Raw genomic sequence first — 25,425 nt, 5'->3', positions numbered from 1 at the left:
CCTCTTAGCTAGACATCTAGCGTCGCTGATCCGTTAGCCGGCGCTATTTTTTTGCCTGAATTTTGTGGTTTTAGAAGTTAGGCTTAATATCGAGTTCCATCAAGATAGCGTCTTCATTACCATTCTCGGTCTTATAATAAAACTGACGAATACCAGACTCTTTGAAATCATACTTAGAATACAAGTGTCTCGCAGCCAGACTCGACGCTCTAACTTCCAAAAATAATGTCTCGGCTTTTGATTGCACGGCATTCGCAATCACAGCCTGTAATAACATTTCACCATATCCTCTCCCCTGCTCAGAGGGGTCGACGCAGATATCCATCAAGGTCGCATCTTCAAATATTTGATGAAGAATGGCGAAGCCCACCAAGTTACCTTCAACCTCAAGCCCGAATGTGGAGTACAAGGTGCCAAAACAGCTCTCAATGGTTCTTAGGCTCATCGGGTGCGAATGTGCAATCGCTGCAAGTTTAGACATGTTCACAGCATCTACGGGGCTTAATGAGCATACTTGGTGTAACGAACTCATAGTTATCCTATTTGAGATTCTTTGTTATGAGCAACAATTAGCTCCCACAACTCACGTTTAGCTTCAGCCTTCTTAAGCTCAGCTAAAGGTGCAGAACTCAGTACAGGATTAGATTTAGGCATCTTGAGACGACGCATATCCCAAATGACATCGGCTCCTTTACTCGCCTTCTCTGTAAATGAGCAGTTGGTGATAGGACAGCCTATGAGTGACAATACTGAATTAATCACAGGGTGATGCTCAATACCTGGCTCAACACTATCAACTAAGATGATATAAGCCTTAGCAGCATTACTAGTCTGTACCCACCTCTTGATCCCCATCGCATCTAAATATGCCGCTTTTTCCACTCTGATTAATGCCTTTCATTCTTTGATGATTAATAGGATACCAGCTTATAAAGCAAGGCTGAATAAAATCACAAAACCGATTAGAACAATCACTTCTTACCACTTTATAAGAACTAATTAAGGGAGATAAAATACATGTATTAACTCAGGAGAAAACTCATGATCAATATCGGAATTAAAGAGCAAGATAGGAAAGAGATAACGGCTGGCCTCAATCAAGTCTTAGCTGACACTTATAGTTTATACCTCAAGACACACAGCTTTCACTGGAATGTCACTGGACCTATGTTTACCAGCTTACATCAGCTGTTTGAAGAGCAATACACTGAATTAGCCGCTGCCGTTGATTTAATTGCCGAAAGAGTTAGAGCATTAGGAGCACGAGCATTGGGCTCATACAGCGCTTACGCAGCCCTAACAGGCATCAAAGAAGATCACGGCATCACTGATGCTAATGAGATGCTCAGGGAACTGTTGAAAGGCCAGGAAGTAATCATACGTAATATCAGATCACTCTACCCTTTGATAAACCAAGCTAATGATGAGGCGACAGCAGATCTGCTCACCCAGAGAATCCAGACCCATGAAAAAACGGCATGGATGTTAAGGAGTCTGTTAGCAGTTTAGTCAGTAGCCAGAAGAGAGTCTTAAAAACACTGAATGGGAACTATTTAATAAAATCGCAAATCCCAGATGCAAAAAAGCCGAGCTAATGCTCGGCTTTTTCTAAATGTGGCAGGGGTAGCAAGACTCGAACTCGCAACCATCGGTTTTGGAGACCGCTGTTCTACCAATTGGAACTATACCCCTGTTGACGAGACGCATTATGCTTAAACTCCCCTAAAAGGTAAAGTACTTTTTATTCTATAACCGTTTAACTGCGGCATTTTCAAGCAAGAATTATAATCAGAGTAATTTTTAAACGTTATCGTATAGGGTAAAGGTTAGATCACAGAAAATCCAATCTATAATGTCTGTATTCCCAAAAATACTGGCAACAACTCAATCTTCAATTTACAAACCACAAGGCGAAGCTAAAGCTGGCGTTAATTCAGGTACTCTATCGAAAGAATTGACCTTTCCGTCTCTGAATTAAGTCACATAATCCTTCACTTCAACAGTTGAAAGTAATGCTCCCTTAATATGGAATACCCAGTCGATGTCTTGTCGATATTCTCGCATCTCATCGGAATCAACCGGACCGATAGATCCATCGGCGCCTTTTGGCATAAACCATAAATTAAAATTGATCGACATAGGCTGCTCTGGTGCCACCTTGTCACTGTGAGTTGAGATAAGTTGACCATCTACATAGTAATTAACTTGATCGGCTTCGACTGTCGCATGAATGCAATTTCTGACCAAGCTCAGCGGCGTGACGACCGTCATGGATGGCGGAAGTGTCGATATTGAACGACTATATGGATATAGGAGGTACGAGACCAAGGATGGACGAAGGTAGAATAATGCAGGAACTGTTACCGAGGAGAATTTATCGACCGACATCGACTCTTTATAAACCAAAGTGGCATTGCACGTGCGTGCTTAAGTGGATAAGCCACCTGCCTACATTGACGTTGGATATGGGCAATAGAATTTATATTTAAAAATATCCAGACACAAAAAGCGGAGGCGCCTTCCAATAGCCCAGTTTCGGATAAATCCTCCGCGTTCTACCGCAGCATCAAACTTCGTTTGCTGAACGCAGCGATATCACCCTACTAGCACATAAAAGGATGCATGCTGCGCATGCGCTATCTATATTCCCCATGTGAGAAGCTCATTTCAAAAGCTGTTAAACGAAAAAATCCCCAACACTAAGTGCTGGGGATTTATCGTTTATTAGGCGCCTGGAAATGACCTACTCTCACATGGGGAGACCCCACACTACCATCGGCGCGATTGCGTTTCACTTCTGAGTTCGAGATGGATTCAGGTGGGGCCACAATGCTATGGTTTCCAGACTAATTTGGTAAATTTAGAAAGCTATAAATAATTGGGTTTAGTACACGGATGTACTGTATGTCATAAATGCAGGAGCATTTTATGACCAACTTAAATCAAGTTCGTATTCTTTTGTGCTTATGAAGTAACACACACATTAACTACACAAACCCATCTGGGTTGTATGGTTAAGCCTCACGAGTCATTAGTACAGGTTAGCTCAACGCCTCACAACGCTTACACACCCTGCCTATCAACGTCCTAGTCTCGAACGGCTCTTTAGAGGAATTAAATTCCTAGGGATGACTCATCTTAGGACTCGCTTCCCGCTTAGATGCTTTCAGCGGTTATCGATTCCGAACGTAGCTACCGGGCAATGCTATTGGCATAACAACCCGAACACCAGCGGTTCGTCCACTCCGGTCCTCTCGTACTAGGAGCAGCTTCCTTCAATCATCCAACGCCCACGGCAGATAGGGACCGAACTGTCTCACGACGTTCTGAACCCAGCTCGCGTACCACTTTAAATGGCGAACAGCCATACCCTTGGGACCGACTTCAGCCCCAGGATGTGATGAGCCGACATCGAGGTGCCAAACACCGCCGTCGATATGAACTCTTGGGCGGTATCAGCCTGTTATCCCCGGCGTACCTTTTATCCGTTGAGCGATGGCCCTTCCATACAGAACCACCGGATCACTATGACCTACTTTCGTACCTGCTCGACGTGTATGTCTCGCAGTTAAGCTGGCTTATGCCATTGCACTAACCGTACGATGTCCGACCGTACTTAGCCAACCTTCGTGCTCCTCCGTTACTCTTTGGGAGGAGACCGCCCCAGTCAAACTACCCACCAGGCACTGTCCTCAACCCCGATTCAGGGGCCTGAGTTAGAACATCAAAACTACAAGGGTGGTATTTCAAGGTTGACTCCATCAGAACTAGCGTCCCAACTTCAAAGTCTCCCACCTATCCTACACATGTAGGTTCAATGTTCAGTGCCAAGCTATAGTAAAGGTGCACGGGGTCTTTCCGTCTAGCCGCGGGTATACGGCATCTTCACCGCAATTTCAACTTCACTGAGTCTCGGCTGGAGACAGCGTGGCCATCATTACGCCATTCGTGCAGGTCGGAACTTACCCGACAAGGAATTTCGCTACCTTAGGACCGTTATAGTTACGGCCGCCGTTTACCGGGGCTTCGATCATGAGCTTCTCCGAAGATAACCCAATCAATTAACCTTCCGGCACCGGGCAGGCGTCATACCGTATACTTCCTCTTGCGAGTTTGCACAGTACTGTGTTTTTGATAAACAGTTGCAGCCACCTGGTATCTGCGACTCCCAACAGCTTAGAGAGCAAGTCTCATCACCGTCGGGAGCGTACCTTCTCCCGAAGTTACGGTACCATTTTGCCTAGTTCCTTCAGCCGAGTTCTCTCAAGCGCCTTGGTATTCTCTACCCAACCACCTGTGTCGGTTTGGGGTACGATTCCTACTAACCTGAAGCTTAGAAGATTTTCCTGGAAGCATGGCATCAACTACTTCAACCCCTTAGGGTCTCGTCATCAGTCCTCAGTCTTGCAATTTAATGCGTATTCCCGGATTTGCCTAAGAATACAACCTACAACCTTAAACGCGGACAACCAACGCCGCGCTAGTCTAGCCTTCTCCGTCTCTCCATCGCAGTTAGCAGAAGTACAGGAATATTAACCTGTTTCCCATCGATTACGCCTTTCGGCCTCACCTTAGGGGTCGACTTACCCTGCCCTGATTAACATTGGACAGGAAACCTTGGTCTTTCGGCGAGGGAGTTTTTCACTCCCTTTATCGTTACTCATGTCAGCATTCGCACTTCTGATACCTCCAGGATGGGTTACCCCTTTCCCTTCAACGGCTTACAGAACGCTCCTCTACCGCACCAGTGCAAGCACTAGTACCCATAGCTTCGGTGTATTGCTTAGCCCCGTTAAATCTTCCGCGCAGGCCGACTCGACTAGTGAGCTATTACGCTTTCTTTAAAAGATGGCTGCTTCTAAGCCAACTTCCTAGCTGTCTAAGCCTTCCCACATCGTTTCCCACTTAGCAATAACTTTGGGACCTTAGCTGATGGTCTGGGTTGTTTCCCTTTCCACGACGGACGTTAGCACCCGCCGTGTGTCTCCCGAGTAGTACTCATTGGTATTCGGAGTTTGCAAAGGGTTGGTAAGTCGGGATGACCCCCTAGCCTTAACAGTGCTCTACCCCCAATGGTATTCGCTCGAGGCGCTACCTAAATAGCTTTCGAGGAGAACCAGATATCTCCCGGTTTGATTGGCCTTTCACCCCCATCCACAAGTCATCCGCTCATTTTTCAACATAAGTCGGTTCGGTCCTCCAGTTGATGTTACTCAACCTTCAACCTGCCCATGGATAGATCACCGGGTTTCGGGTCTACACCTTGCAACTAAACGCGCAGTTAACACTCGGTTTCCCTACGGCTCCGCTATTCGCTTAACCTCGCTACAAAATGTAAGTCGCTGACCCATTATACAAAAGGTACGCAGTCACGGTCTCAAGAACCGCTCCCACTGCTTGTACGTATACGGTTTCAGGTTCTATTTCACTCCCCTCACAGGGGTTCTTTTCGCCTTTCCCTCACGGTACTGGTTCACTATCGGTCAGTCAGGAGTATTTAGCCTTGGAGGATGGTCCCCCCATGTTCAGACAAGATGTCACGTGTCCCGTCCTACTCGTTTTCATCTATGGTTAGTTTTCATGTACGGGGCTATCACCCTGTGCCGCTGAGCTTTCCAACTCATTCCACTAACACCCCATAGACTTAAGGGCTAATCCCCGTTCGCTCGCCGCTACTAGGGGAATCTCGGTTGATTTCTGTTCCTCCGGGTACTTAGATGTTTCAGTTCCCCGGGTTTGCCTCACTACACTATGTATTCATGTAGTGATACTCACTTATGTGAGTGGGTTTCCCCATTCGGACATCGTTAGCTCAAATGCTTGTTACTAGCTCGCCAACGCTTTTCGCAAGTTACTACGTCCTTCATCGCCTCTGACTGCCAAGGCATCCACCGTATACGCTTAGTCACTTAACCATACAACCCACATGGGTCTTTATCCGCTTGCCACTGTACTGTTATGCAGCGTTACTCAAACTCACTTGTCGGTTATGTAGTGAACTACACGCCCTCCTCGTTCGCTTTCGCGTCTTGCCTAACAACACATTGACTGCGCTAACAGACTCAATATTCTCTACGGATAGTAGAAAACAAATTGTATCGCAACTAATGGTGTTTACTTTCGCCAAAAGAATACTCTTGAATTGCATCGCTGCAATTCGGCACTTGATTTAAGTGTTTGAGAACTCAATTATTTATTTTTCGCGCTAATGCTATTAATAACAACTTACAAGTAAGTCGCTATCCCTTTCACATTAACACTATCAGCTTTCCAAATTTTTAAAGAACGCTAACTCTCGCTTGGAGAATTAGTTTGCTCTAACAAGAACAAGTTATCTGTGTGAACACTCAGCAAATATTGAGTTAGTCGTATAGGTAAGGAGGTGATCCAGCCCCAGGTTCCCCTAGGGCTACCTTGTTACGACTTCACCCCAGTCATGAACCACACCGTGGTAAACGCCCTCCCCGAAGGGTTAAGCTATCTACTTCTGGTGCAGCCCACTCCCATGGTGTGACGGGCGGTGTGTACAAGGCCCGGGAACGTATTCACCGTGACATTCTGATTCACGATTACTAGCGATTCCGACTTCACGGAGTCGAGTTGCAGACTCCGATCCGGACTACGACCGGCTTTGTGGGATTAGCTTGACCTCGCGGCTTTGCGACCCTCTGTACCGACCATTGTAGCACGTGTGTAGCCCTACTCGTAAGGGCCATGATGACTTGACGTCGTCCCCACCTTCCTCCGGTTTATCACCGGCAGTCTCCCTAAAGTTCCCACCATTACGTGCTGGCAAATAAGGATAAGGGTTGCGCTCGTTGCGGGACTTAACCCAACATTTCACAACACGAGCTGACGACAGCCATGCAGCACCTGTCTCACGGTTCCCGAAGGCACTAATTCATCTCTGAAAAATTCCGTGGATGTCAAGAGTAGGTAAGGTTCTTCGCGTTGCATCGAATTAAACCACATGCTCCACCGCTTGTGCGGGCCCCCGTCAATTCATTTGAGTTTTAACCTTGCGGCCGTACTCCCCAGGCGGTCTACTTAATGCGTTAGCTTGGGAACCCAGTGTTCAAGACACCAAATTCCGAGTAGACATCGTTTACGGCGTGGACTACCAGGGTATCTAATCCTGTTTGCTCCCCACGCTTTCGTACCTGAGCGTCAGTCTTTGTCCAGGGGGCCGCCTTCGCCACCGGTATTCCTTCAGATCTCTACGCATTTCACCGCTACACCTGAAATTCTACCCCCCTCTACAAGACTCTAGTTTGCCAGTTCAAAATGCAATTCCCAGGTTGAGCCCGGGGCTTTCACATCTTGCTTAACAAACCGCCTGCGTACGCTTTACGCCCAGTAATTCCGATTAACGCTTGCACCCCTCGTATTACCGCGGCTGCTGGCACGAAGTTAGCCGGTGCTTCTTCTGCGAGTAACGTCACAGCTATAGTTTATTAAACTACAACCTTTCCTCCTCGCTGAAAGTGCTTTACAACCCGAAGGCCTTCTTCACACACGCGGCATGGCTGCATCAGGCTTTCGCCCATTGTGCAATATTCCCCACTGCTGCCTCCCGTAGGAGTCTGGACCGTGTCTCAGTTCCAGTGTGGCTGATCATCCTCTCAGACCAGCTAGGGATCGTCGCCTTGGTAAGCCATTACCTTACCAACTAGCTAATCCCACCTAGGTACATCCAATCGCGAAAGGCCCGAAGGTCCCCTCCTTTCCCCCGTAGGGCGTATGCGGTATTAGCAGTCGTTTCCAACTGTTATCCCCCTCGACTGGGCAGTTCCCTAGGCATTACTCACCCGTCCGCCGCTCGACAGCAAAGGTGCAAGCACCTTCCTGTTTCCGCTCGACTTGCATGTGTTAGGCCTGCCGCCAGCGTTCAATCTGAGCCATGATCAAACTCTTCAATTAAAGTTCTTTTGATGCATCCTCTTTCGAAGATGACATCGGCTCAATGAATTATACTGTTTATATAAGTGATCCGAACTAGGTTCGAATCTATGAACACTCATTCATTGAGTAATATTTTGATTGCCGACATTCCGAAGAACAGAAGGCAATTTCGAATAACTCAATACCTGTGAGTGTCCACACAGATTTCTTGTTTTGAATTGTTAAAGAGCTGGTGCTTGGTAGCACCGCCGTTAGACGCTAGGTCGCTGGCTTTTACTTACTTCCCAAGGCGTTCCGCCTTGGCTAGGGATGCGTATTCTACACTTCCCGTTGTTGGCGTCAAGGGCTTTTAAAAATTTAATTTCTATCGTTTAAAACGAAGAAAAAAACAAGCTTACTTATTGCCCTGACTGGGTTTCAGCTTCGTTTAAGAAAACTGGTTTGCCGTGTCAGTGGATGCGCATTATAGGGGGTTTCGATATGAGCACAAGGGCTTATTTCAAAAAAACAAACAAGCGAGCACTTATCAATCAAAGAGTCCAGAAAACACACATAACACCTATCCGAAGGGACTTTTTACTCTAAACCTTCTAACAGGGAGATTAAGTCTGGCACACTTTTAAGAGTCTGCATGAAACTTTTAGCTTTCATGACATATTTCTATAAATACCTTTTACCGATACTGTCCAATATCCCTCAGTAGTGATATTGGATTCTTTAAATGAGTCAGACTCTATACATGCTGATTTCAATTTTATTAAAACATCAGATTTTAGTCCTTTGTTTTATCTTCATTAACCTGCTTGATGTTTTGGCTGTCCCTTCCACCTTGAGTGTCTTCTTTTTGTATACCGGCATTGGGCGATACTTTCAGTTTTCGTATGCCATAGATAGTCATCACAGGGCCCGATAGCGCATAGAGGTAAAAAATGAAACAGAGTATTAGTGCGGGCTCTAAAGACACAAAAACAAATATACCTACGAGGGATAAGATGACAAGGAAGTTAACTCGACTGCGCCAGTCGATATCTTTAAACGATAGATATCGAAAATTACTCACCATGAGTAGCCCCAACATGATGGTAATAATAGCCACAACCCAACTAACATTATGACCATCGAGTGCATTTTGGCTTCCCAGCCAAATGCTAGCAGCTATCACAGCAGCCGCTGCTGGGCTAGCCAACCCTTGAAAATAACGTTTATCGGCAACCCCAACTTGTGTGTTAAAACGAGCGAGACGCAGTGCTGCACCGGCACAATAGATAAAGGCCGCGAGCCAGCCTAACTTTCCAAGTTCAGCCAACCCCCAATTATAGGCGATCAAAGCAGGAGCAACGCCGAATGAAACCATATCAGCCATACTGTCGTATTCGGCTCCGAATTGACTCTGGGTATTGGTCATTCTTGCTACGCGACCATCGAGCCCATCAAATAACATGGCGACAAACACAGCTATTGCAGCAGACTCATACAAGCCATTCATAGAAGCGATAACCGCATAGAAACCAGAGAATAGCCCTGCCGTCGTAAACAAGTTTGGTAACAGATAGATACCTTTACGCTTTACCGAATCTTTATCAAAGTTTTGCATATCATTCAAAGATGAGTATCTTGTATGAAAAATATACCATACTTTAACTGTTCTACACTTTCCCTTTATCAGTTACTTACTTAAGTTCATGATATTATTTAAGCAAGTTCATCTCAGTTTTGATTGGAAGCCATTATGTACCCAAGATTTTTAGCTCTCGTGCTACCTTTACTATTTATGGCATCAGTTTCGGCCACCGTCATATATAAGTGGGTAGATAAAAATGGAGTGACTCACTATAGCCAGCAGATCCCAGAGAATGCCAACGATCAGTCAAAATCCACAAAGCTATACAGTGAAGATATTGAGCCAAAAGCCATAGGGACTGTTGCTCCAACGGCTCGTAAGGAAGAAGAAAATGAGTTAAGCCAAGCTCAACAAGATGCAGCAGCTATCAATGAAAACGATAAAGAACAAGCTAAAGAAATCTGTAAGAACGCGAAATACAATCTTGATATTTTGATGACCCACACCAAGCTAAACAGTAAAGATCAACAAACAGGTGAAGTTGTAGCTGTAACAGAGGAGCAGCGTCAGGAAAAGATCAAGGTGCAGAAACAGAGAATCAAGCTATTCTGTAAATAGCTAGTGTATGGGAATCATCACTAAATAGATAAACCCTTAAGTTAGTTCTTAGCTAAAACTAACTTAAGTTCCCCCATAAAATAGTCTCAATCGAGTCTATTTTATGCAAGGGTCGTAAGATTGATGCCTTAAGGTTTTGTGACCGTATACATGGAACGGCTCATCCCATCTTGACAGGCCTGAGTACCTGCATTCCAACCTTCATCAAATGAATCTAAACCATCTAATGTCGTATCTTTAAATGCGGTTAGTGACCCACCATCGGCTTTAACTGTTATTGCACTCTTACAGCCTTGATCATAACCAAAATGATATTGGCTATCATAATCAACATTGCCTACACCAATATATGCTTCTATGCCTTGGGTTGGTTTAGGCTCTGGAGTCGTCGAACTACAACCTAAGACCGATAACGACACCAATCCGATAAGTGCTAATTTTGATTTCATGATTCATACTCCTTGTTAGGCTAGAAGCGGCAAACATATGGAAAACATCATTCCAGGTCAGTTTTGCAGCTCTATATCTAAGTCAATTCCATATTGTTATATCTAAACAACTGACTATATTGGATAAAAGTTAATCTATACTAGTTGAGCCAAAAACAAAAGCACTAGAGAACCAGGCTGACAAGTATACAAACCAGCCAAAGTTCTCATATGATCCATTATTGCAGGAAGATCAACTCACCTCCCGAACACTCAAGTTTAATGGGTTTACCCGGCACTAAGCTACCGCTTAAGATACGTTGGGCCAGTGGATTCTCTACTTCCTGCTGCAATGCCCTTTTCAAAGGCCTTGCTCCATAGGCAGGATCGAACCCAGCCTTAGCAATCAAGGCTAGCGCATCTTTACTAATTATGAGCTCATAATCTTTTTCGGCAAGCCTCTGCTGTAAAGATTTAATTTGAATATGGGCTATATATTCAATGTGCTTCTCATCCAAAGGATGAAAGACCACAGTTTCATCGATTCTATTTAAAAATTCGGGTCTAAAACTATGAACCACAACATTCATGACCTCAGCCTTCATCTCACTATATGACAGGGAGCCACATCTGTCTTGAATGATGTCAGAGCCTAGGTTTGACGTCATGATAATAACTGTATTTCTAAAGTCGACAGTACGGCCTTGACCATCGGTCAACCTGCCATCGTCTAGTACCTGCAACAGAATGTTAAACACATCTGGATGGGCTTTTTCAACTTCGTCTAGGAGGATTACTGAATATGGCTTTCTTCTTATCGCTTCCGTGAGGTAACCGCCCTCTTCATAACCCACATAACCAGGAGGTGCACCGAGTAAACGTGCAACCGAGTGTTTCTCCATAAACTCCGACATATCGATACGCACCATGGCCGCTTCAGTATCGAATAAAAACTTAGCCAGTGACTTACACAGCTCGGTCTTACCTACGCCCGTTGGTCCCAAAAACAGAAATGATCCGATAGGACGCTCAGGATCGGCAAGTCCGGCTCTACTACGTCGTATCGCGTTTGACACCGCATCTACCGCTTCATTCTGGCCAATAACCCTTTCGTGTAACGCCTTTTCCATTTGCAGCAGTTTTTCTTTCTCCCCTTCCAACATCTTAGCAACTGGGATCCCCGTTGCCCTCGATAGCACCTCTGCAATCTCAACATCGGTCACCTTGTGCCTCAATAAGGTCATGTCTTGCATCTCAGCTTGCGCCGCTAGATCCAGTTGCTTTTCTAGCGCCGGAATACGACCATATTGCAACTCAGACATACGGGTCAAATCACTAGCACGTCTTGCTACATCGAGATTCAGCCTCGCCTGCTCTAAATCCGCCTTTATATGTTGAGTACCTGCCAGTGCTGCTTTTTCTGTATGCCATATTTCGTTAAGTTCTGCCGCTTTAGCATCGACATCTTTCAACTCTTTTCGCAGGGAATATAAACGGCGAATACTAGCCTCATCAGTTTCTTTCGCGAGTGCTTGCTCCTCTATCTTAAGTTGGATGCTTCTGCGCTCTAACCTGTCTAGTACTTCTGGTTTAGAGTCGATCTGAATCCTGATGCTCGATGCCGCTTCATCGATAAGATCGATGGCTTTATCGGGTAACTTACGATCTGAGACATATCGATTGGACATGCTTGCCGCGGCGACAATTGCAGGGTCGGTGATCTCAACATGGTGATGTAACTCGTAGCGTTCCTTGAGCCCACGTAAGATGGCTATCGTGTCTTCTACGTTGGGCTCTTCCACCAACACCTTCTGAAAACGTCGCTCTAAAGCGGCATCTTTCTCTATATATTTGCGGTACTCATCTAGAGTCGTTGCCCCGACACAATGAAGATCTCCCCTTGCTAAGGCAGGTTTGAGCATATTGCCCGCATCCATGGCGCCATCACCTTTACCAGCACCGACCATAGTATGTAATTCATCGATAAAGAGGATGACTTGGCCCTCTTCTTGATAGAGTTCATTAAGTACGGCTTTTAAACGTTCTTCGAATTCACCACGATACTTAGCCCCAGCCACTAATGACCCCATATCCAATGAGAGCACGCGCTTATTCTTGATGCCTTCAGGCACTTCGCCGTTAACGATTCTTTGAGCCAGCCCCTCGACAATCGCGGTTTTCCCCACGCCAGGTTCACCTATCAAGACTGGGTTATTTTTACTACGGCGCTGCAATACCTGAATCGTACGACGGATCTCATCATCTCGACCAATCACAGGGTCGAGCTTTCCTTGCTCGGCACGCTCTGTCAGATCGACGGTAAACTTCTTAAGCGCTTGACGTTGATCTTCGGCATTCGGATCGTCGACAGTTTTCCCTGCTCTGATCTGTTTGATGGTCTGCTCCATCAAATCTTTGGTCGCACCAGCCTTCTTCAGGCTCTGGGCAAGCGGGTCATTACCTTCTAATGCCGCCAGAATGAATAGCTCACTGGAGATAAACTTATCTTTACGCTTCTGAGAAAGCTTGTCGCAGAAATTGAGCAGACGTATTAGTGCCTGTGATAGCTGAATATCACCACCTGTTCCCTCAACCCGAGGCAAGCGATCTAACTCTTGGCTTATCATAGAACGCAGTGAACTAACCTGAATACCGGCCTGAGTAAGCAAGGGATGAATTGAACCATTATCTTGATTAAGAAGGGCCATCATCAGATGAATAGGTTCAATAAACTGGTGATCGCGCCCCAATGCCAATGATTGAGCATCGGAAATAGCTGTTTGGAATTTATTGGTCATACGATCGAGTCGCATACAGCCTCCAAAATAATTACTAGTACTAAAATTTACTTGATATAGTTAAAAGATGGGGTTTTTTTTAGTTTTTTCAAGCTTTAAACTGTGAGACTGGGCACTCTATCGTTAATTAACTAGCTTAAGTTAGCCAGATGAATGACGCCATGCGCCCTGTGATACCATCTCGGCGATAGGAGAAGTAATCGGCTTCATTTTTATAAGTACAAGCATGACTCAGGTATACCTCACTCACACCTGCCAACTGGAGTCGATATTTTGCCAGTCCCTGAAGATCGGCTAAAAACTTGCTGTCAGACTCAGTGGAATTGAAGAAGGTAGAAGTTTCAGGGTGTAATAACATAAACATCTCCCTCACTTCCTCTCCAACCTCAAATGCCTCCGGGCCAATGGCAGGCCCCAAATAAGCAATAAGATCTGCATGCTGTGAGGCAAACGTCTCCAACGTGGTCTCTATGATCCCATCACACAGCCCACGCCAACCAGCGTGAATAGCAGCAACTTGCTTGCCTTGTCTATCACAAATAAGCACAGGCAAGCAGTCAGCAGTCATAACGACACAGACTTGTTGCCTTTGCCTGGTGTAACTGGCATCGGCGCAGACAAGCCTCTGGTTATCGGCTTCGACAACTTTAGTGCTATGGGCTTGATCCAGCCAAGCTGGGCGGGAAGGTAATAACAAGCGCTCACTAATGAGCGCTCGATTTGCCAGCACATCTTCCAGTGCGTCACCCACGTGTAGTCCTACATTCAGACTCTCATAGGGAGCTTTACTCAAACCCGCATGACGGGTTGAGAAAGCAATATTGACGCCTTCGGGAATATGCCAACTTGTGGTCATCTACAGAGCCCGTCTATTTACAAGATTGAAGACGGGTTGTCTTCCGTATCTTTTCTTAACGCTTTGGTTAAGATTACCATATCCTCAGGAACCGGTGCCTGCCAGCTCATGATTTCACAGGTATATGGATGAGCAAGTTCAAGCCTGATCGCATGTAACGCCTGACGCTTAAAGCCCATATAAACGTCGAAAAACTCAGGGGTCACAGCTTTAGGTGGCCTTGGACGTCCACCGTAAACAGGGTCACCCACTAAGGTATGGCCAAGATGAGCCATATGCACACGGATCTGGTGAGTCCTTCCAGATTCCAGACGCAATCTTAAACGCGTATGGGCTCTAAACTTCTCGGCGACACGAAAGTGAGTCATCGCAGGCTTACCCGAATACACCACAGCCATATGGGTACGTTTAGTCGGATGACGATCGATAGGTTCATCGACTGTGCCACCCGAAATAAGTGATCCCATAACTATGGCTTCATATTCCCGAGTGATCTCGCGGGCCTGCAACGCCGAGACAAGGTGTGTTTGTGCCTCGACCGTCTTAGCTACAACCATAAGCCCAGTGGTATCTTTATCCAGACGATGCACAATGCCGGCACGAGGGACTAGCTCGATACCCGGGCAATGGTGAAGTAGCGCATTCAGAAGCGTGCCATCACTGTTGCCCGCACCAGGGTGAACCACGAGACCAGCCTGCTTGTTAATGACTAAGATATGATCATCTTCATAAACAATATCTAAATCGATTGCTTGGGCTTTAGCCTTTGTTTCTTCAACTAAGGTCGCGCCGACTTCTATTTCCTGGCCTTCGAGCACCTTCTCTCTCGGCTTATTTGAAACATTGCCATCAATAGTTACTGAACCATCTAAGATCCATTCTTTGATGCGTGTACGTGAGTAATCAGGGAACAACTCAGCCAAAGTTTGATCTAATCTTTGTCCAGTTTGTATTGCTGTTATCTCGCTTTTTAGATTAATATCTTGTGTCATAGGAACCGTACCCGCTTTTCGGGGTCCAAAAATGTGAGCGATCTGTTACAATCGAATTGTTTCTATTTTATATCGAAATGGAAAAAATCTTAACTACAACTTTAAAAGAATCGAAATTAAGTATGCATAAATTTGCTAAAGGTGCTGTATTAGCCCTATTTTCAATAGCCATTACGGCTTGTAGTAGTAGCCCGGATGAAGAACTTAAGGCCAGTAAAACATCACCAGATGTACTGTATTCCCAAGCGAGAACCTCTATGGAGCTTGGTAATTACAGTAAAGCGGTTCGTTCTCTTGAAGCATTAGACTCGCGCTATCCATTTGGACCACACAAAACCCAAGTGCAGTTAGATCTCATTTATGCCTATTATAAACTAGATGACCCTGCTTCGGGAATCGCAAATATAGATCGTTTTATTAGGCTCAACCCTACCCATAAAGATATAGATTATGTCTATTATATGCGTGGACTGGTGAATATGCAGTCAGATAGCTACATGTTCCACGATATGCTCAATATAGACAGAACCGATCGAGATCCAAAAGTTGCTCAAGATGCATTTAAAGATTTCGATCGCCTGATCAAATCTTACCCGAACAGTAAATATGCTTACGATGCAACACAACGCATGCAATTTCTTAAAAACAGACTGGCTAAATACTCAATAAATGTTGCCGAGTATTACATGAAAATGAACGCCTGGAGTGCTGCGGCTATCAGAGCCCAATCTGTGATGGAAACCTATCCTGGCACCCCATCTACAGAACACGCCTTAGAGATCATGGCCGATGCTTACGGTGAGCTAGGGCAAGAAAAGCTGAAAGAAAATGTACTGATAGTGATGAAAGCAAATTACCCGGACAATAAAAAATTGACCGGAAAATAACTTCAAAGACTTCAGTAAGATTCAGATACCTAAGTATTAAGGCTCCCACTTACAATGTAAGTCGGGAGTTTTTTGTGTCTGCCACCTTGTATCTAGCACAAAGGAACTTCAAGGAAAAAATAAATCCCCCGTAGTCTAACTCTAGCAAAAAAGCTGTCATGGCCATAATATAGCGCAAAAGATATCCAAACGATCAGTTAAAACCAAGAAAACATCGAAAGTAGTTGACTCAAATCCTCAAAAGCATTCTAATGACGCCCGTTGCCCGAATAGCTCAGTCGGTAGAGCAGAGGATTGAAAATCCTCGTGTCCCTGGTTCGATTCCGGGTTCGGGCACCATATTTCATTTAGGCGCTTATGGTGACTAAAACAAAAAACCTCGCTTAGCGAGGTTTTTTTGTATCTATAACTTACTGTTTCTAAACTTAGGTTTCAGGAGCAAAAGCTTTCAATGTCCCACCAAACCACTCGGGGCCAGCGATAACCTTAGGCTATCGCTCCTAGCTCTAAATCTTAAACAGGCTCACCGCTTGTTGCAATGATTCGGCCCGCGACTTAACTTCATCTGAAGCACGGGCATTATCATCGGCTGCCGTCGCCGAATCTTGGGCAATATCTCTGATGATCACCACATTTTTATTCACTTCAGAAGCAACCATACTCTGCTCCTCAATTGCGGCTGCAATCTGAGTGCTCATATCCATGATATTAGTGACATCTAAGTTTATCTGTTGCAATAGCGTTCCAGCAGAGGCTGCCTGTTCGGCACTCTCTCCGCCTTGCTTCTGAGTCGCTTCCATCAACTGCACGATTGAACGGGTTCTGGCCTGCAGTGTCTGAATGATACTGGCAATCTCCTCTGTAGACTCCTGAGTCCTCATCGCCAGGCTTCTCACCTCATCGGCCACCACGGCAAAACCACGTCCTTGTTCCCCTGCTCTGGCAGCCTCAATGGCGGCATTAAGTGCCAACAAGTTAGTCTGCTCGGCAATACCTCTGATGACATCGAGCACTGTGCCTATGGTCTCACTGTCTTTCTCCAGATCTGAGACCACCTGAGCCGAACCGTTTAACTGCTCGGCTAAAGATTGAATCTTCTCGATGGTTTGCTCAACGCCCAATTGTCCCTTCTGAGCATTGTCGTGGGTGTTACTGGCTCTATCGGCGGCAAGTTCGGTATTTTTAGCTATCTCATCGATAGTCGCCCCCATCTCTGTGATAGCAGTCGCCACCATATCTGTCTCATTGAGTTGCTGACTGACTCCTTCAGACGCCTTAGCCGCATTCATAGACAGCTCGCCACATGAATGATTCATGATCTGCACAGACTCATTCACTTCTTCAATCAAGCGCTGGAAGCTCTCAACCATACTATTGAAGTGTTTAGCAATCTGACCTAACTCATCTTCCGCCGTAGCATCACAGCGTATCGTCAAATCCTTATTCTTCTCTATGCTCGAAATAGCCTTGGTGATCCTATCTACCGGATCCATGATGCTGCGAATGATAAAGAAGGTAAAACCACATAAGATGATGGCAATCAGGATAAATATTGTGATGCCCAGAGTGAATGCAGACTCTTCGGCATCACGAATAGCCGCTAGTGCCTGCTCTTCTAGGGTATTAGAATCAGCCTCGGCAGTTTCTATAGCATCACGCAGCACTGCCATTTGTCCATCATCCTCGGTTAAGCCCAGAGATTGCTCTTTACCGACTAAGGTCGCGAAGTCTTTTTGATAACTGGACATGAGAGAGGAGATCTGATTTTTAGCACTCGCATCTAATACAGAGGATGATAAAATCTGTTGAAACTTATTAATATTACCGTCAAATTTTTCGATATAACTCATTTTACGACGTAGCATAAAATCTTTCTCATTACGTCTAAGCTGTAACATCACCACCATCAAGTTAGGTTGATCATATCTTTTTACTAAGGTTTCGACATCCCGGACTGCCTGGCGTAAAGCGCCATATAAGCCAGTTTTAGGTGTTAGACCAATCTCCTGCTGCAGCTGTACTACAGTTTCGAAAGATTGCTTATAGTGCTGAATACTTTTATCGAAACTATCCAAGGCATTGGTAGGAATATCATACATGACGAATTGCTGCCTAAGAGTATTCATCACAGCGTTCATATCACTCGAGCTCGCCCTATGCTTCTCTAAATACCCGATATCTAAGCGAGCAAAAAAATCCTTTTCATCCTTCCTCAAGCTGAGTACCTCATTTTCTAACTCGATGACACTTTGAGCAGCAACAGAGAGATCGGCCTGAACTGAACTGGAATAACGCTGTAAACCAAACATAGCCACCAATGAAAGGATTGAAACGGCAGCACTTAGTAACAATTTATGACGAATGAGCATATTGGGGTCCCCTAAAACAAGCACTCTTTTAAAAATAGTCGCAAATTTATATAAAAGGTAAATAAAAATCAGTCTGTAACAAAACCGTCACAATAGATTTCACTACTATCATTCACATTTAAAGATATATCAACTAATTTTTATGGATAAAGTCTAAACAAACCATTGACATGGAACACTCGACAATAGGAAAAAATAAGTAAAAATTAAAACAGACTCTTTATCTTGGCTCAAACCAGATATACAATATCCCAAAATAAAAAGGAGCTAGTATGCAGGTAATCGACGCTGACACTGTTAATCAAACATTAAACTTTCCAACACTTATTTCAGAGCTTAGAGAGACCTTCTCCAAACCTGCTGGTATGCCACAACGGCAGGTATTTAACCTGGATGAGGGCTCATCCCACAGCGATGCATTCGCAGTGCTCCCCTCATGGAACGAGAAGACCATAGCAGTTAAGGCTTTCACCTACTTTCCTGATAACCCAGCTAAGAGTAGTGAACTAGAAAGCCTGTATTCCAAGATCATGATATTCGATCGTAAGACCGGGGTTCCCCAAGCTCTAGTTGACGGAACCAGTGTTACCTACTGGCGCACAGCTGCCATTTCGGCTTTAGGCACGGACTTCTTAGCAAGAAAAGATGCCAGTAAACTGCTGGTTTTTGGGACTGGACGTCTCGCCTCATTTATGGCCCTCGCCCATGCCAGTGTCCGCCCTATCAGTGAAATATCTATCTGGGGCAGAGATCCAAACAAGGCACAAAGCATAGTCGAAGCGGTCAGTTTGGCCAGACCCGATATTAAGGTAACCGTCAGTGATAATGTCGAAAAGTCTGTAAAAGCGGCCGATATCATCAGCTGTGCAACAGGCTCACCCACGCCACTATTTCACGGTGACTGGGTGCAAGCTGGCACTCATACCGATTTCGTGGGTAATCATAATCATAATAAGCGCGAGTGCGACACAGGGCTCATCTTAAAGTCATCGGTATATGTAGATTCAAAAATTAATGTTTTTGCGGAAGCCGGTGAACTGATTATCCCTGTCACAGAAGGTGTTTATAGTATGGATTCTGTCGTGGGAGAGCTCGCACAACTCTGTAATAATCAGGTGTCAGGTAGAAAAAACGAGCAAGAAATTACATTATTTAAAACCGTTGGCACAGCACTGGCCGATCTCGTCGGTGCTCAACTGGTCTATTCCCAGTTACAGTCGAATAACTAGCTTATACAGCAAGTATCATGTCATTAATGGAGGGAAGGCTCTCTTCCCTTTTCACTTATTTTTTATCTTTCTCAAGTCTCATTGGGCTTATATTCATCTTGCTCAATTACGATTTATCTCAAGTTGAACCAAGTGCGTCCGTCTTCACTAAGACCGCTAAGTGTTATACCTTTGTATAATTTTTAATGCCAATTCAAACCTTTTTCTGACTTGCCTATGTCTAACTAGGTATCAATAAACTTTCATCATTGTATAGCACAGGGAATATTCAGTGAGTGTACAGATACAATTAATCGAAGAGAGAGAGCCCTCAGAGGTTGAGCTGATCGAAAGAGCCAAGCAAGGTGATAAGTCGGCATTCAAACAAATTTATCTATTACATCATAAACGTGTCTATGGGCTCTGCTTTAGACTATCGGGTCAAATTGAGCTCGCAGAAGAAGCAACCCAAGATACTTTTGTGCGTCTATGGCAGAAGCTGCCCCAATTCAAGGGAAACAGTCAATTTGGCACTTGGCTACATAGGCTGACTGTAAACCAGGCATTGACTAGCATCAAGAAGCATAAGAGCTTTTGGGCCAGATTCTTGCCCTTATCGGATGAAACAGAACTGGGCCAAGAGGCCCTGGAATATGAATTATTAGATAAACTACTGCTCAAGCTGCCTGAACGAGCCAGAATCGTATTTGTGTTATTCGAAGCCGAAGGTTACAAGCATGACGAGATTGCAAACCTATTAGGGATAGCCACCGGAACCAGTAAGGCCCAGCTTCATCGAGCCAAAAAACTTCTGCAGGAGATGTTGTGATGAAGCACAATAAAAACAAACTCGCTAGTATGGTTTCTAACCTGCCACGAGAGCTTTCTCCACCAGAGGGCCTTTGGGACAAGATTGAAGGCCGACTGAATGCCCCCCTGATGGAAACCGAACAGAAACGGCTGCACAAACAGTGGCCACGCTTAGCCATCGCAAGTGTCATGATACTCGCCGTATTAATAGGGACACGACTTTCAACGCCCACACTATCGGCACCAGAAGCAAACGTCACTCTGCTAAACACCTTAGCCCAGATTCAACTCGAACATGAAAAACAGTTCGCTCAGCTCGAGCAAATAAATCGACTGGTCAACTGGCAAAACAGCCCATATAGCTCACCAGTAGAAGCCGGGATCGAACAGTTAAGGCAGGCGGCGAAGCAGATTTATCAGACCCTGAGACAAAACCCAAGGGAAAAACAGCTTTGGCAGCTGTGGCTTTGGACACAACACAGACAAATTGAACTACTAAAGCAGGGGCAAAAGCTCCCTGTTTCACTAAATTCACCAGGAGAGAGCATATGACCAAGGCAAGATTCACTCACTACTTACTCATTCCCTTATTGCTTATAAGTAACTTAGCGCTGGCCGCACAGAGTATCGACAAGCAGATTAAAGTAACCGATGACCTCAGGCTCAATGTCAAAGTGTTGCGAGGCAAAGTCAAAATCAAAAGTTGGGATAAGCAAGAGATCAGTGTTCAAGGCACCTTAGATGAGCTCAGCGAAGGATTCATTTTAGAACAGCAAGGTAATTCCGTCACATTGGAAGATAAGATGCCACGACAATTTAGTGGTAAAAATAACAATGGCTCATCATTAATTATCACAGTGCCAAAAAACCTAAGCTTATACGCCGAGGGAATTTCATCTAGCTATTACTTATCCAACCTAGTGGGCGACATCAGCATTAACACAGTCAGTGGTGATATCAAGGCCATCAAGCTCACCGATGAGGTGCTGATCCACACCATTTCTGGCGATATCGTCACCAATGGATTGAAGGGAAACATCAAACTAGATACCGTATCTGGCACCATAAAAGATCAAAATAGTGGTGGTGAGATCAGTTATAAATCTGTCAGTGGAAAACTTAACGCCAACTCTCGGGCAACTAAAGTGTCAATCGAGCAAGTGTCAGGTGACGGTAAGATCATGCTACAGAAAGTTGACAAGCTTCAGGTTCGCAGTGTGAGTGGTGATATTGTCTTGTCTTTATCGGCACTCGAATCTGTCGCTAACTTAGAGAGTGTCAGCGGAGACATAAAACTCGAGTTGCCTCAGGTCATCAATGCCAGATTTAGCCTCAATGGTGGTCCCGGTGGCAAAATCCATAATCGTTATAGTGATGACAAACCGGCCAAAGAAAAGTATTCACCCACTTCATATCTCAAATTCCAAACGGGTAATCCAACATCGGATATCAAGATCAATACCATAAGCGGAGACATAGAACTGACCAAAAGAATGTAGTCAATTAATTCCCTTAAAGCAGCTAAGTAAAAGGCCTTCATCGAAGGCCTTTTACTATCAGTAACACTTATCGCAATAGACTAGTGCCAGCCGAAAAATGTGACTGAATTAATCCCAGTAGAAAGGACTAGACCGAGGCAACTTCTTCATCGGTCAGATAACGCCACTCGCCGGGTGCCAAGTCATCGTCTAACACTATCTTACCGACGCTTTCTCTATGCAGACCAACAACTTTATTGCCTACGGCAGCAAACATACGCTTCACCTGATGATACTTACCTTCGGTAATCGTTAAGCGGGCATGATGTGAGTCAATAATCTCAAGCACAGCAGGCTTGGTCAGTCCATCTTCATTTCTCAGCTCAACACCTTGAGCGAACGTCTCGACTAATGAGGCATCGAGTTCGTCGGTTAATGTAACCAGATAACACTTGCCGCAATCTTTCTTTGGCGAAGTGATCTTATGAGACCATTGACCATCGGTTGTTATAAGCACTAGCCCAGTGGTATCGATATCTAACCTACCGGCAATATGCAAAGTATCTGCTTTTTCGATATCGAGCAGGTCAATGACCGTTGGGTGTACCTGATCGAATGTGGCACAGATGGTCTCCGCGGGTTTATTCAGCATCAGAAACCTTGGACCAACAACAGAGATAACCTTCCCATCTAAACAGATAGTCTGCCCAACTTTTACTTTAAAACCTGAATTTTTAACCACTTCACCATCACAAGTCACATCACCACGGTGTAACGCCTTCTTTGCAAATGAGCGAGTGAGCTCAGTCGATTCACAGATAAATTTGTCTAAACGCACTTAAATTTCTCAAGTTTAAAATAAAAAGTGGCGCCATTATGAAGGGCTATCGCCTAAAGGGCAAAGCTTTAACAGACTAGACAAGGTATCACCTCAGTCGGCTAAGCTTCAGCATGGATGAAAATTCAGGAATAATTTATCGTTAACGTGAAAGGAAACCTTTACTTACACATGTTGCCCCTAATTTTCACGCGTTCTAGCCCTTGCACCTTGTTTACATTCCCCAATTAGACTTAACATGTGTGCCAGTATATCGTTTACTCCCACATTTTTGGGCATTGGGTATAGCCGTCAAGTTGTAACATTTCACTCGGTTATCGAAGCAAACAGTGGCTCAGCAAAGACACACACAAAATAAGTGACATAAATATAAATGACCCAAGAATGGGCAATAAAGGAAACAGCATGAAGAAAGTACTCGTTGGGGGCCTATGTGCCTCACTGATTGTAGGCCTGGCGGCATGCAATAATAAGGAAGCAGAAGTTAAAGCCCCTGAAACCAGTAAGACAGAAACGGCAACGGCCGTAGAGAAAGCATTAACATCAGGAATCGACTTCGCTAACTTCGATAAGTCTATTCGTCCTCAAGATGACTTCTACGGTTACGTTAACGGTACTTGGCTTAAAACTACCGAAATCCCAAGTGATAGAACCAGCACAGGTGCTTTTTATGATCTTCGTGAAAAGTCTCGTGACGATGTTAAAGCCATCATCGAAGAAGTCGCCGCAGCGCCTAATCTTGTAGCCGGAAGCGATGAGCAAAAAGTTGCCGACCTATATCGCTCATTTATGGACACGGACACAATAAACCAACTAGGCACAACACCAATTCAAGCCGAGCTGGATAAAATTGACGCCCTTAAGACTAAGTCCGATCTCGTCAGCTACTTCGCCCACAGTCAGATCATAGGTAGCGGTACACCACTTGCTTTCTATATCGATGTTGATGCCAAAGACTCGAGCCGCTACGCCACACACATTTGGCAATATGGCCTCAGCCTGCCAGAGAAAGATTACTACTTCAACGATGGCGAACGCTTCGTCAATATTCGTAAAGCCTTCGTCGAGCACATAGAAAAGATGTTCACCATTGCAGGCTTTAAAGATCCTAAAGCCAGTGCAGAGCATGTGTTAGCCTTAGAAACCGCCATAGCTAACAGACATTGGGACGTTGTGGAGACCCGTGACAGCACTAAGACCTATAACCTTTATCAGGTTAAAGACTTAACTACACTAGCACCTGATATCGATTGGACTGCTTACCTCACAACTTTAGGTGTCCAAGATCAAGAAGATATCATCATCAATCAGCCAAGCTTCATCGAAGGCTTCAATGATGTCCTTAAAGCCAATGAGCTGTCGACCTGGCAAACTTACATGAAGTGGCAATTACTGACTCATTTCGCTGGTGAAATGACAGGTAAACTGGATCATGAAAACTTCGAGTTCTTCTCTAAGACACTGAATGGCCAAGCAGAGCAACAGCCTCGCTGGAAGCGTGGTGTGAGCACAGTCAACAATGTATTAGGTGAAGTTGTAGGTAAAGTTTACGTTAAGCGTCACTTTGCTCCAGCAGCGAAAGAGCGCATGCTAGTTCTGGTTGAGAATCTACGTGGTGCCTATGGCACCAGTATCGACGACTTAGAATGGATGAGTGCCGGTACTAAGGTCGCCGCCAAAGACAAACTGGCAAAATTCGATCCTAAAATTGGTTACCCAGATAGGTGGGAAGACTATTCTAAGCTGACTATCAAGGCCGACGACCTTATCGGTAACAACATTCGCGCCAATGAACTCAGTCACGAGAAAGAGCTTGAGAAACTTGCCGGTCCTATCCGTAAGTGGGAATGGCACATGACGCCACAGACGGTGAATGCCTACTACAACCCGACCATGAACGAGATTGTATTCCCTGCAGCCATCCTTCAACCGCCTTTCTTCAACATGCAAGCCGACGATGCGGTTAACTATGGCGGCATAGGTGCGGTTATCGGCCACGAAATGGGCCATGGCTTTGACGACCAAGGTGCCAAATTTGACGGCGAAGGCAACATGCGTGACTGGTGGACAGAACAAGATCTCTCAGAGTTCGCCGCTCGCGGTAAAGCACTCGTCGCTCAATATAATGGCTATGCAGTGTTTGACAACCTTAATGTGAACGGTGAGCTTACTCTAGGTGAAAACATCGGCGATCTTTCCGGCGTGACTATCGCCTATAAAGCGTACAAGAAATCACTCAATGGTAAAGAAGCACCTGTTATCGATGGCCTAACTGGCGATGAGCGTTTCTTCATCGGTTTCACTCAGATCTGGCGTGCTAAGATCAAAGAAGAGTCTATGCGTAACCGCGTCGCCACCGACCCTCATTCACCGGCTAAGTTCCGTTCACTGGGCGCCTTGTCTAACATGCCTCAGTTCTACACGACTTTCGACGTGAAAGAAGGCGATGCCATGTATATAGCGCCAGAAAAACGTGTAAAGATTTGGTAATAACCTGAAATTATTTATCCTTTTAAAAGAGTGCCTTAGGCGCTCTTTTTTTATGTCTTTTGAAAAGTATGCCAAACATGAATGAAAGTTAATTTGCCGTTCAGCCTAGATTAAGCTGACTAGGCATAAATTGGATACATCGTTTAGTTTTACTTCATATTTTTTCAGGTAATGAGGCTAATTTGATGTT

At 45.0% G+C, this 25,425-nt stretch carries 18 protein-coding genes, 2 tRNA genes and 3 rRNA genes; 9 read left to right on the top strand and 14 right to left on the bottom strand.

All coding sequences use genetic code 11. From position 1 onward, the window contains the following. Positions 1–70: 70 nt before the first annotated feature. Together rimI and FM037_RS06195 are read right to left on the bottom strand one after the other, a co-directional pair. Complete coding sequence (gene rimI / locus FM037_RS06200) at positions 71–532, bottom strand: ribosomal protein S18-alanine N-acetyltransferase (RefSeq protein ID WP_227992639.1); 462 nt, start codon at positions 530–532, stop codon at positions 71–73. 2 nt (positions 533–534) lie between these two features. Next, complete coding sequence (locus FM037_RS06195) at positions 535–882, bottom strand: hypothetical protein (RefSeq protein ID WP_144045281.1); 348 nt, start codon at positions 880–882, stop codon at positions 535–537. 159 nt (positions 883–1,041) lie between these two features. Between FM037_RS06195 and dpsA the strand changes: the two genes are divergently transcribed. Further along, positions 1,042–1,509 (top strand): DNA starvation/stationary phase protection protein DpsA, encoded by a 468-nt coding sequence (gene dpsA / locus FM037_RS06190; RefSeq protein WP_144045280.1) that lies wholly within the window; start codon positions 1,042–1,044, stop codon positions 1,507–1,509. 106 nt (positions 1,510–1,615) lie between these two features. Here the strand turns inward: dpsA and FM037_RS06185 are convergent. From FM037_RS06185 to pssA, 6 genes are all read right to left on the bottom strand, one after another. Continuing rightward, positions 1,616–1,692: transfer RNA gene (locus FM037_RS06185), tRNA-Trp, on the bottom strand. A 282-nt stretch (positions 1,693–1,974) separates the two neighbouring features. Then, positions 1,975–2,388 (bottom strand): LamG domain-containing protein, encoded by a 414-nt coding sequence (locus FM037_RS28465; protein ID WP_185976966.1) that lies wholly within the window; start codon positions 2,386–2,388, stop codon positions 1,975–1,977. A gap of 342 nt (positions 2,389–2,730) precedes the next feature. Then, positions 2,731–2,846, bottom strand: a 5S ribosomal RNA gene (gene rrf, locus FM037_RS06175). A gap of 164 nt (positions 2,847–3,010) precedes the next feature. Continuing rightward, positions 3,011–5,915, bottom strand: a 23S ribosomal RNA gene (locus tag FM037_RS06170). A 460-nt stretch (positions 5,916–6,375) separates the two neighbouring features. After that, positions 6,376–7,920, bottom strand: a 16S ribosomal RNA gene (locus FM037_RS06165). The 16S, 23S and 5S rRNA genes sit together here, the layout of an rRNA operon. Before the next feature lie 754 nt (positions 7,921–8,674). Next, positions 8,675–9,496 (bottom strand): CDP-diacylglycerol--serine O-phosphatidyltransferase, encoded by an 822-nt coding sequence (gene pssA, locus FM037_RS06160; protein WP_144045279.1) that lies wholly within the window; start codon positions 9,494–9,496, stop codon positions 8,675–8,677. 135 nt (positions 9,497–9,631) lie between these two features. On the opposite strand from pssA, the gene FM037_RS06155 reads away from it, so the two are divergent. Continuing rightward, positions 9,632–10,081, top strand: coding sequence for a DUF4124 domain-containing protein (locus FM037_RS06155; protein WP_144045278.1), 450 nt, complete (start codon positions 9,632–9,634; stop codon positions 10,079–10,081). Positions 10,082–10,209: 128 nt separating this feature from the next. Here FM037_RS06155 and FM037_RS06150 read toward each other — a convergent pair whose 3' ends face one another. From FM037_RS06150 to rluD, 4 genes are all read right to left on the bottom strand, one after another. After that, positions 10,210–10,530 (bottom strand): hypothetical protein, encoded by a 321-nt coding sequence (locus FM037_RS06150; RefSeq protein WP_144045277.1) that lies wholly within the window; start codon positions 10,528–10,530, stop codon positions 10,210–10,212. Positions 10,531–10,748: 218 nt separating this feature from the next. Continuing rightward, entirely contained in the window at positions 10,749–13,322 is a 2,574-nt protein-coding gene (clpB, locus tag FM037_RS06145) for an ATP-dependent chaperone ClpB (RefSeq protein ID WP_144045276.1), read from the bottom strand. Positions 13,323–13,443: 121 nt separating this feature from the next. Continuing rightward, positions 13,444–14,163 carry a peptidoglycan editing factor PgeF gene (gene pgeF / locus FM037_RS06140; protein WP_144045275.1) on the bottom strand — a complete coding sequence of 240 codons (720 nt, stop codon included), beginning with the start codon at positions 14,161–14,163 and terminating at the stop codon, positions 13,444–13,446. Between the two features lie 17 nt (positions 14,164–14,180). Then, complete coding sequence (gene rluD / locus FM037_RS06135) at positions 14,181–15,155, bottom strand: 23S rRNA pseudouridine(1911/1915/1917) synthase RluD (protein WP_144045274.1); 975 nt, start codon at positions 15,153–15,155, stop codon at positions 14,181–14,183. Between the two features lie 122 nt (positions 15,156–15,277). Between rluD and FM037_RS06130 the strand changes: the two genes are divergently transcribed. Together FM037_RS06130 and FM037_RS06125 are read left to right on the top strand one after the other, a co-directional pair. Beyond that, positions 15,278–16,042, top strand: coding sequence for an outer membrane protein assembly factor BamD (locus FM037_RS06130; protein ID WP_144045273.1), 765 nt, complete (start codon positions 15,278–15,280; stop codon positions 16,040–16,042). Positions 16,043–16,305: 263 nt separating this feature from the next. Next, a tRNA-Phe gene (locus FM037_RS06125) sits at positions 16,306–16,381 on the top strand. A gap of 167 nt (positions 16,382–16,548) precedes the next feature. Here FM037_RS06125 and FM037_RS06120 read toward each other — a convergent pair. Beyond that, positions 16,549–18,411 carry a methyl-accepting chemotaxis protein gene (locus FM037_RS06120; RefSeq protein ID WP_144045272.1) on the bottom strand — a complete coding sequence of 621 codons (1,863 nt, stop codon included), beginning with the start codon at positions 18,409–18,411 and terminating at the stop codon, positions 16,549–16,551. 272 nt (positions 18,412–18,683) lie between these two features. On the opposite strand from FM037_RS06120, the gene lhpI reads away from it, so the two are divergent. From lhpI to FM037_RS06100, 4 genes are all read left to right on the top strand, one after another. Beyond that, positions 18,684–19,640 carry a bifunctional Delta(1)-pyrroline-2-carboxylate/Delta(1)-piperideine-2-carboxylate reductase gene (gene lhpI / locus FM037_RS06115; RefSeq protein ID WP_144045271.1) on the top strand — a complete coding sequence of 319 codons (957 nt, stop codon included), beginning with the start codon at positions 18,684–18,686 and terminating at the stop codon, positions 19,638–19,640. A gap of 271 nt (positions 19,641–19,911) precedes the next feature. Further along, the gene (locus FM037_RS06110) at positions 19,912–20,448 is read left to right on the top strand and encodes an RNA polymerase sigma factor (protein WP_144045270.1); all 537 of its coding nucleotides are present in this window, start codon (positions 19,912–19,914) and stop codon (positions 20,446–20,448) included. After that, the gene (locus FM037_RS06105; protein ID WP_144045269.1) at positions 20,448–20,981 is read left to right on the top strand and encodes a hypothetical protein; all 534 of its coding nucleotides are present in this window, start codon (positions 20,448–20,450) and stop codon (positions 20,979–20,981) included. Before FM037_RS06110 ends, FM037_RS06105 begins: the two co-directional genes overlap by 1 nt. Then, positions 20,978–21,928 carry a DUF4097 family beta strand repeat-containing protein gene (locus FM037_RS06100; protein ID WP_144045268.1) on the top strand — a complete coding sequence of 317 codons (951 nt, stop codon included), beginning with the start codon at positions 20,978–20,980 and terminating at the stop codon, positions 21,926–21,928. The genes FM037_RS06105 and FM037_RS06100 overlap by 4 nt, the downstream gene beginning before the upstream one ends. Before the next feature lie 127 nt (positions 21,929–22,055). Here FM037_RS06100 and rsuA read toward each other — a convergent pair whose 3' ends face one another. Further along, positions 22,056–22,745 (bottom strand): 16S rRNA pseudouridine(516) synthase RsuA, encoded by a 690-nt coding sequence (rsuA, locus tag FM037_RS06095; RefSeq protein WP_144045267.1) that lies wholly within the window; start codon positions 22,743–22,745, stop codon positions 22,056–22,058. Positions 22,746–23,150: 405 nt separating this feature from the next. Between rsuA and FM037_RS06090 the strand changes: the two genes are divergently transcribed. Beyond that, on the top strand, positions 23,151–25,235 hold the full coding sequence (locus FM037_RS06090; RefSeq protein WP_144045266.1) for a M13 family metallopeptidase: 2,085 nt from the start codon (positions 23,151–23,153) through the stop codon (positions 25,233–25,235). Positions 25,236–25,425 lie beyond the last annotated feature (190 nt).

It is taken from the genome of Shewanella psychropiezotolerans, from assembly GCF_007197555.1.
In the GTDB taxonomy this organism is placed as follows: Bacteria; Pseudomonadota; Gammaproteobacteria; order Enterobacterales; family Shewanellaceae; genus Shewanella; species Shewanella psychropiezotolerans.
Note: the sequence above shows the minus strand (reverse complement) of the source record. Positions and strands in the feature narration are given on the sequence as shown.

Excerpts from the sequence above, each read along its gene's own strand:
- FM037_RS06105 (WP_144045269.1), top strand. The coding sequence starts at position 20,448 with ATGAAGCACAATAAAAACAAACTCGCTAGTATGGTTTCTAACCTGCCA.
- pgeF (WP_144045275.1), bottom strand. The coding sequence starts at position 14,163 with ATGACCACAAGTTGGCATATTCCCGAAGGCGTCAATATTGCTTTCTCA.
- FM037_RS06150 (WP_144045277.1), bottom strand. The coding sequence starts at position 10,530 with ATGAAATCAAAATTAGCACTTATCGGATTGGTGTCGTTATCGGTCTTA.
- FM037_RS06090 (WP_144045266.1), top strand. The coding sequence starts at position 23,151 with ATGAAGAAAGTACTCGTTGGGGGCCTATGTGCCTCACTGATTGTAGGC.
- lhpI (WP_144045271.1), top strand. The coding sequence starts at position 18,684 with ATGCAGGTAATCGACGCTGACACTGTTAATCAAACATTAAACTTTCCA.
- rimI (WP_227992639.1), bottom strand. The coding sequence starts at position 532 with ATGAGTTCGTTACACCAAGTATGCTCATTAAGCCCCGTAGATGCTGTG.
- FM037_RS06130 (WP_144045273.1), top strand. The coding sequence starts at position 15,278 with ATGCATAAATTTGCTAAAGGTGCTGTATTAGCCCTATTTTCAATAGCC.
- FM037_RS06155 (WP_144045278.1), top strand. The coding sequence starts at position 9,632 with ATGTACCCAAGATTTTTAGCTCTCGTGCTACCTTTACTATTTATGGCA.
- rluD (WP_144045274.1), bottom strand. The coding sequence starts at position 15,155 with ATGACACAAGATATTAATCTAAAAAGCGAGATAACAGCAATACAAACT.
- FM037_RS28465 (WP_185976966.1), bottom strand. The coding sequence starts at position 2,388 with ATGTCGGTCGATAAATTCTCCTCGGTAACAGTTCCTGCATTATTCTAC.
- FM037_RS06100 (WP_144045268.1), top strand. The coding sequence starts at position 20,978 with ATGACCAAGGCAAGATTCACTCACTACTTACTCATTCCCTTATTGCTT.
- FM037_RS06120 (WP_144045272.1), bottom strand. The coding sequence starts at position 18,411 with ATGCTCATTCGTCATAAATTGTTACTAAGTGCTGCCGTTTCAATCCTT.
- clpB (WP_144045276.1), bottom strand. The coding sequence starts at position 13,322 with ATGCGACTCGATCGTATGACCAATAAATTCCAAACAGCTATTTCCGAT.
- dpsA (WP_144045280.1), top strand. The coding sequence starts at position 1,042 with ATGATCAATATCGGAATTAAAGAGCAAGATAGGAAAGAGATAACGGCT.
- pssA (WP_144045279.1), bottom strand. The coding sequence starts at position 9,496 with ATGCAAAACTTTGATAAAGATTCGGTAAAGCGTAAAGGTATCTATCTG.